Origin of the sequence: Streptosporangium sp. NPDC023963, assembly GCF_040639135.1 — a bacterium.
In the GTDB taxonomy this organism is placed as follows: domain Bacteria; phylum Actinomycetota; class Actinomycetes; order Streptosporangiales; family Streptosporangiaceae; genus Streptosporangium.
In genome coordinates this window covers 1-6,872 of record NZ_JBEZZK010000020.1, presented here as the reverse complement: position 1 = coordinate 6,872, position 6,872 = coordinate 1, and the positions used below count along the sequence as shown (strand labels likewise).

The 6,872-nt window shown below is 69.3% G+C and carries 3 protein-coding genes; 1 reads left to right on the top strand and 2 read right to left on the bottom strand.

Translation table 11 applies throughout. The features are described 5' to 3' along the window. Nucleotides 1-145 precede the first annotated feature (145 nt). Together AB0F88_RS38025 and AB0F88_RS38020 are read right to left on the bottom strand one after the other, a co-directional pair. A complete protein-coding gene (locus AB0F88_RS38025; RefSeq protein WP_362695786.1) occupies nt 146-3,457 on the bottom strand; it encodes a PQQ-dependent sugar dehydrogenase in 3,312 nt (1,103 codons plus the stop codon). Between the two features lie 175 nt (nt 3,458-3,632). Continuing rightward, nucleotides 3,633-4,826, bottom strand: coding sequence for a TIM barrel protein (locus AB0F88_RS38020; protein ID WP_362695784.1), 1,194 nt, complete (start codon nt 4,824-4,826; stop codon nt 3,633-3,635). 878 nt (nt 4,827-5,704) lie between these two features. Between AB0F88_RS38020 and AB0F88_RS38015 the strand changes: the two genes are divergently transcribed. After that, entirely contained in the window at nt 5,705-6,679 is a 975-nt protein-coding gene (locus tag AB0F88_RS38015) for a serine hydrolase domain-containing protein (RefSeq protein ID WP_362695782.1), read from the top strand. Nucleotides 6,680-6,872: the final 193 nt, after the last annotated feature.

Below are 6,872 nucleotides of genomic sequence, written 5' to 3'. Positions count from 1 at the left end.
CGCCCCCAAACCCGGCGCCCCCCCTCCCGCCTCCCCCGGGTCCGGGATCCCGGACCCGGGTGACGCGTCCCGTCACACCCACCGGGTCCCGGAAACGAGCGCGGGGGGAGAGCCTGACAGGCTCTCCCCCCGCGTCGTGTCGCGGTCAGCGCAGCTGCGCGATCAGCGCCTTCCCGTCCCGTACGAGCACGTCACGCGCCTTGGTGTCGGGCACCCAGAGCTTGAGGCGGGCGAGCGTCACGAAGACCTCCAGCGAGGCGATCGCGAGCTGCTTCCTTCCCGCCTCCGCGTGCTTTTTGGCCTGGTCGAGCTGGACACCGAGCAGGACGCCCCGTACCGAGCCCTCCGCCTTGAAGCGGTCGAGGAGCTTCTTCACGTCGGCGAAGGAGGTCGTGACCTCGAACGCGACGGTCTGCTTCGTGACGTGTCCCGCCTTGTCCTTCGCGGTGACGGTCAGCGTGTGCGCGCCGAGCGCCAGCTTGGACAGGGCGAGCGGCTTGCCGGAGGCCACCTGCAGGTCGCCGATCGCCGCCGTCACGCTCGCCACCCCCGACGTCGCGTCGGCCGCCGAGAAGACCGGCGTGACGGACGCGGAGTCACCGTACTCGCCGGGCTCCACCCCGCTCACGGTCAGGACCGGGACGGTCTTGTCGATCTTCGCCGTGACGGTGCCGACCTGCGAGACGTTGCCCGCGTTGTCGGTCGCCCGGTAGCGCACGGTGGCCGTCCCGTCGGCGGTCAGGGTGACCGGGTTGTTGGCGTTCAGCCACGTCGTGCCGCCGTCGAGCGAGTACTGCCGGCTCGACACCGTGCCGTTGTCGGTCGCGGTGACCGTCAGCGTGACGTTGCCGGTGTACCAGCCGTTCTCCCCGCCCGGCTCGGCCGGGGCGAGCGTGGCCGACACGGTCGGAGGCGTCTCGTCGGAGACCCCATCGCCCTGGAAGGTGAACCCGTCGACCTCCACGCCGCCGGTCGAGGTGACGTAGAGCTTCCCGCTGCCCGCCGGGGCGCCGGTGAGCGAGGTGTCCACGCTCTGCCAGCCCGACCCGGCGGGCACGGTGACGGTGGCGAACGGCTCCGCCGTCTCCGAACCCCAGCGCAGGGACAGCGTTCCCGCACCGGAGGCGCGGGTCTTCACGCCGGTGACGCCGGCGAAGTTCACCGGGTCGTACGCGATCCAGTCCCCGGCGTCGAACGAGGTGATCTTCGCCAGGCCGGACGCGCTCTCGTCCTCCACCCTGGCGACGCCGCTGCTCGCGTCCGCGTGCTCGGCCTGCATCTCCTTGGGGTTGAGGATGAGCGTGGCGTCGCCGAGCGCCCCGGGGATGTCACCGGCGCCGTTGTCGCGGTAGCTCACCACGACGACGCCGAAGATGTTCTCGGTCTCGCCGTGCTCGGGGGCGTCGGCGGGTGTCGGCCAGGCGCCCGAGCATCCCGACCCAAGGGTCTCCGGGTGCGCGTGCGTGTCGTGGCCGAGGCCGAAGGTCCACTGCACCCGGCCGCACACCGGGTTGTCGCCGTCCTCCTTGTCGGAGACCTTGATCTGGAACGGCACCGCGTCGCCCCAGTTGAAGAAGGCGCCGTTGCCCGGCGTCTGGATGCTCACCTCGGGCGCGGTGTTGCCCACGGTGATCTCGGTCGAGGTGAGCCCGAACTTGCCCTGCGCGTCGGTCACCCGGAGCCTGGCGGCGTACTGCCCGAGCGCCGAGTAGGTGTGCGAGACCGTCACTCCGGTGGCGTCGAAGGTCCCGTTGCCGTCGAAGTCCCATTCGTAGGTCAGCGCGCCCGGCTCGGCGTCGGTGGACGTCTCCGCGCTGAAGGCGACGGTGAGCGGCGCGGCGCTGCCCGACACCGGCTTGGCGACGATCTTCGCCTGCGGCGTCTTGTTCCCCTCGGCGTAGTCGATGCGATACAGGCCCGCGTCGGGGTTGGCGCGGAAGAAGCCGTCGCCGTAGTCGAGCACGTACAGCGACCCGTCGGGACCGAACTCGATGTCCATCGGGCTGTCGGTGATCGGCATCACCGCCGTGTTCAGCGCGTCGTTGGGCAGGAAGTGCTCGAGCTTGGTCACCGGCCCGTCCGCCCCCGTCACGGTGAACGCCGCGAGGTAGTCCTGGGAGAACTCGCCGTAGAAGAACTTCTTGTCCCAGTACGCCGGGAACTTCGTCGTCGACGGGTTCGCCGCGTCGTAGTGGTAGACGGGACCGCCCATCGGCCCCTGGCCGCCCGCCGGCTCGAAGTCGGTGAGCCCGGCCCACTCCGCGGGCTGGTGGGTGTTGTTGTCACCGTAGTAGAGGTCCGCGGGGGTCGCGGCCGGCAGCTTGTCGATGCCGGTGTTCCAGCGGGAGGTGTTCGTCGGCCCGCCCGCGCAGTCGAACCACTCGCGCGGCGTCGAGGTCGCGAAGTTCCAGTCGTTGTAGTTGAAGTTGTCGCCGGTGCAGTAGGGCCAGCCGCTGTTCATCGGCTTGTCGAGGGGGGTGACGTTCCACTCGACGTAGCCCAGGGGCCCGCGGGCGGGGTCGGCCGCGCCGGCGTCGGGGCCGTAGTCGCCCCAGGAGAGCGTGCCGGTCGCGTCGTCGACGTCGATCCGGAAGGCGTTCCGCACACCCGTCACGAAGATCTCAGGACGCGTCTTGGCCGTTCCCGGCGGGAACAGGTTGCCGGCCGGGACGGTGTAGGTGCCGTCCTCCTTCACCGTGATCCGCAGGATCTTGCCGCGCAGGTCGTTGCTGTTGCCCGCGCCGCGCCGCGCGTCGAGGCCGGGGTTCATCCCGGGGGCGTCGTTGTTGGGCGCCATGCCGTTGGCGCCGGGCGTGCCCGCGGGGGTGTTGTCACCGGTGACGAGGTAGAGGTTGCCCGCGGCGTCCCAGTCCACGTCGCCCGCGACGTGGCAGCACTGCCCGCGCTGCGCCTCGACCTTGATGATGACCTGCTCGGTGGAGAGGTCCAGCGCGTCACCGGTCCACTTGAACCGCGACAACTGGTTGTAGCCCTTCCACTGGTTCCAGTACGACTCGTCCGCTCCCGCGGGCAGCGAGTTGGGCGCCGAACCGGTGGGGGTCGTCTCCGGGTACGGCGCCGTCATCGTCTTCGGCGCGTAGTAGACGTAGACCCACTTGTTCTCGGCGAACTTCGGGTCGATCGCGATCGTCTGGAGGCCGTCCTCGGAGTTCGCGTAGACGGGGATCGTGTTGATGACCTTGGTGAGGCCGGTGGCGCCGTCGGTCAGCCGGATGTCGCCGTTGCGGGCGGTGTGCAGGACCCGCTTGTCGGGCAGGACCGCCAGGTCGATCGGCTCGCCGACGTTCTTGGTCAGCGTGATCTTCTCGTAGTTCGACCAGTCGGTGGGCGCGTCCAGGACGCCGGCCTGGGCCTGTACGGGGGCGGTGCCGGGCACCACCAGGGGCAACAGCAGGGCGGCCAGTGCTCCGCCGAGCATGGCACGGGTACGCTTCAACTTCCTGAGCCTCTTCTTCAGGGGGGTGTCAGGACAGGGCGGGCCGCCACGCGTGCCGCGGCAACGGCTTCGATCACGTGGCGGTCCGCCGAACCCGTCTCCGGGTTCTTTTTCGAGGTGCTCCTCGAAGGGGTTCTGAGGAGTTCGTCCGGTCGTCCGGTCGTCCGCCGGGCTCTCAGTGGCGGCGGCGCAGGGCGGCCAGGTTCTTGTAGCTGAGGTCGGCGTACTGGAGCGAACGGCCCGGCTCCTCGGCCCCTCCGGGCGCGTTGTCCTGCTCGTACATCGGGTTGTGGCGCCGCTCGATGTCCAGCTTGGAGAAGAAGGCGCGGTAGTCGATGTCACCGGTGCCGAACGGCACCATGTCGTAGCCGTTGCCGGTCGCCGTGTTGGCCTTCCCGTCCTTGGCGTGGAACAGCGGGAACCGCTTCTCGTTCTGTCGTACGAGCTTCAGCGGGTCGAAGATGTCGGTCCGGGTGGAGCCGTTGCGCGCGACGTACGAGCGGTGCTTGTACTGCGCCACGTGCGCCCAGAAGATGTCCATCTCGAGGTAGACGTGCCTGCGGTTGGTGATCCGCAGGAAGTACTCCAGCTTCCTGATGCCCGACGAGCGGGTGGGCCGGCCGAGCTCGTCGAGCGGGCCCTCGTCGAGGAGGAAGCCGTACGCCGCGTCGTGGTTGTGCGTGTACAGCTTGAGCCCGGCGGCCGAGGCGATCGAGCCGAGACCGTTCCACTTCTGGGCGGCGAGGTCCCAGTCCGCCTTGTAGGCACTGTTGGTCGGGTCGCCGCCGGTGCCCACGTGCTCCATGCCGAGGATGTTGGCGATCTCCAGGGTCAGCTTGAAGCGGTCGAGGTCGGCCTGGGTGAGCGGCCAGGAGCCGGGGATGAAGCCGTGGTTGCCCTGGGCCTTGAGCCCGTTGTCGTCGAGCCACCGGCGCAGCAGCCTGGCACCCTCGACGGTCTCCAGGTCGGCACCGCCCTCGGCGTTCGCGTGCTGGCGGTAGCCGGCGAACTCCACCTGCTTGTAGCCGATCCGCGAGAGCTCCTCGAACACGCGGCGGAAGCCGGCCGGCAGGCTCGTGTTCGCCGCCGGGTCGCGGGAGATCACGTCACGGACCGTGTAGAGGATGATGCCCCGCTTGGCCTCGGGCACCAGGGCGTTCCGGTCGCCGTGACCGTGGCCGTGGCCCTGACCGCGCTCCTGGTCGCCACCGGGGGAGGCGTACGCGGCCGACGCGAGCGGGCCCACCGCCGAGACGGCGGCCACCGCGGTGACTCCCGTCGTGGCCGCGAGGAACTGGCGGCGGTTCAGTCCGAGCCTGCGGCGCAGCGCGCCCGCGACCTCGTCGAACTCTTCTTCGTGTGCACTCATGGTTTCCTACCTCCGTGTGGGTGGATGGAGCCCCGTGATCCCCGATGCCTCAGCCGAGTGACCGCCGACTCCTTTCCGCCGCGGGCCGGGGCCCCGCCCGGCGGATCACCTCTCCGAGGAGATCCGCCCGCGAACGCCGCCGGCCGACTCACTGCGCCCTCTTGATGTTGTGCAGAGAACTTGGCGTGGAAGTTACGCGTCTTCTGACGTTTTTGGAAGAACTTTTGTCATGATCAATTTAACTTTCTACGATCAACGACCGAAGTCACCGTGGTGCGCGACCCCGCCCACCGGGCCCCGGCAGACCACCGAACGGTGGATCTTCCCTGATAGATCGGGGTGGCCGTCTCCCCTGGCGCCGCAATAGACTTGGTTTGTAACGATATGAGCAGATAACGCTGCCGGACGGCCCGCCTCGACGCCCGCACTCGGCCGGACCTGTGGTCTCGCCGGGCAAGGAGCCGGCCGCCTCGCCACGAACGGTTACGGAACCTATCCAGCGGGTACTTTGGTTGAGAATCCTGAAACTTTCGTCCACAATCAACAGAAGTGCCGACCCGCTGTAGCGTCCTGACATCCTTCCCGCCCGGAGGCGGAGGTTTCCGCGCTCGAGGTTTCCGCGCCCAAGGAGAAGTCATGGTCCCGGCGAGGAACACGAGGAACGAGAAGGGAAACGCCGGATGCGCGCGGCCGGACTCGGAGCCATCTCACTGGTGATCGCACTGACCGCCTGTGCCCCGGCGCCCGGCGCCGCCCCGCCGGCCTCTCCCCCGGCGACGAGCCCCGCGCCCGTGCCCCCTTCATCCTCTTCTGACTCCTCTGAGCGGCCGGATCCCCCCACGAAAGCGGGCCCGGCCGGCTCGGCCTCCGCCCTCCAGGTGATCGCGAACGACCTGGTGGCGGCGGCCGGTTCCCCGGGGGCCGTCGTGCACGTCCGGGACGACGGAAAGGTCCAGGAGGCCGCCGCGGGGTTCGCCGACCCGGCGACGCGCACCCCGATGCGGGTCGACCACCGCTTCCGGATCGCGAGCATCACCAAGACGTTCACCGCGGCGATCACGCTCCAGCTGGTACGCGAGCGGCGGCTGGCCCTCCGCGACACGCTCGGCGAGCTGCTTCCCGGCGTTCTCCCCGGGGCCGGCCGGGTGACCGTGGAGCAACTGCTCAACCACACCAGCGGGATACCGGACTATCTCACCGACTCCCGCTTCATGGACGCCATCGTCGACGGCGGCATGCACACACGCGACTGGCCGCCGCGAGAACTGCTCGGCTACGGCGGCAGACCGGGCAGAAGCGGGGTGAACCGCTATTCCAACGGTAACTTCATCCTTCTCGGTCTCATCATCGAGAAGGTCACCGGTCAGAGTTACGCCGAGGTGCTCCGCGATCGCGTCACCGAGCCCCTGAAACTGCGCGACACCGAACTGCCGCGGGATCTACGGCCATCCGGGCTCGCCACGGGCAGGCAGGGCGACGGTCCCGGGGCGACGGTCGTGAACTCCTCCATCTTCTGGTCAGCGGGCGGGCTCGTGTCGACCGCGGGGGATGTGGGCGCCTTCTACGAGGCACTGTTCGGCGGGAAACCGGCCGTGTCCGGCGGTGAACCCGCCGAGGGATCTGCACCAAGGCGACTGCTCGAGGGGGCCGCGCTGAAGCGTGCGGACGGTCTGGGCATCTTCGCCGACAGGCTGCCGTGCGGCACCCGGGTGTGGAACCACTCCGGGATGATCTACGGATACTCGGGGGTCGCCATGAGCAGCGAGGACGGCCGGCGCCAGGTGGTGGTGCAGCTCAATTCCCCGGCGGCGGGACAGGCGATCGCGGCGGCGGGAAGGCTCATGTGCCGATGAGCCGCCTGACCGGAAAACGGGGCCCGGAAAAAAGAGGTCCGGAAATGCGTGAGGGCCCCCACCTGCGGTGGAGGCCCTTCCCTCTTGAAATCGTGAAAGCCTGAGGGCCTCCACCGAACGGTGGAGGCCCTCAAAAGATTGTCCGGCGGTGACCTACTCTCCCACACCGTCCCCGGTGCAGTACCATCGGCGC

Bases quoted from the DNA above. Each gene is read 5' to 3' on its own strand.
- AB0F88_RS38020 (WP_362695784.1), bottom strand. From the start codon at position 4,826: ATGAGTGCACACGAAGAAGAGTTCGACGAGGTCGCGGGCGCGCTGCGC.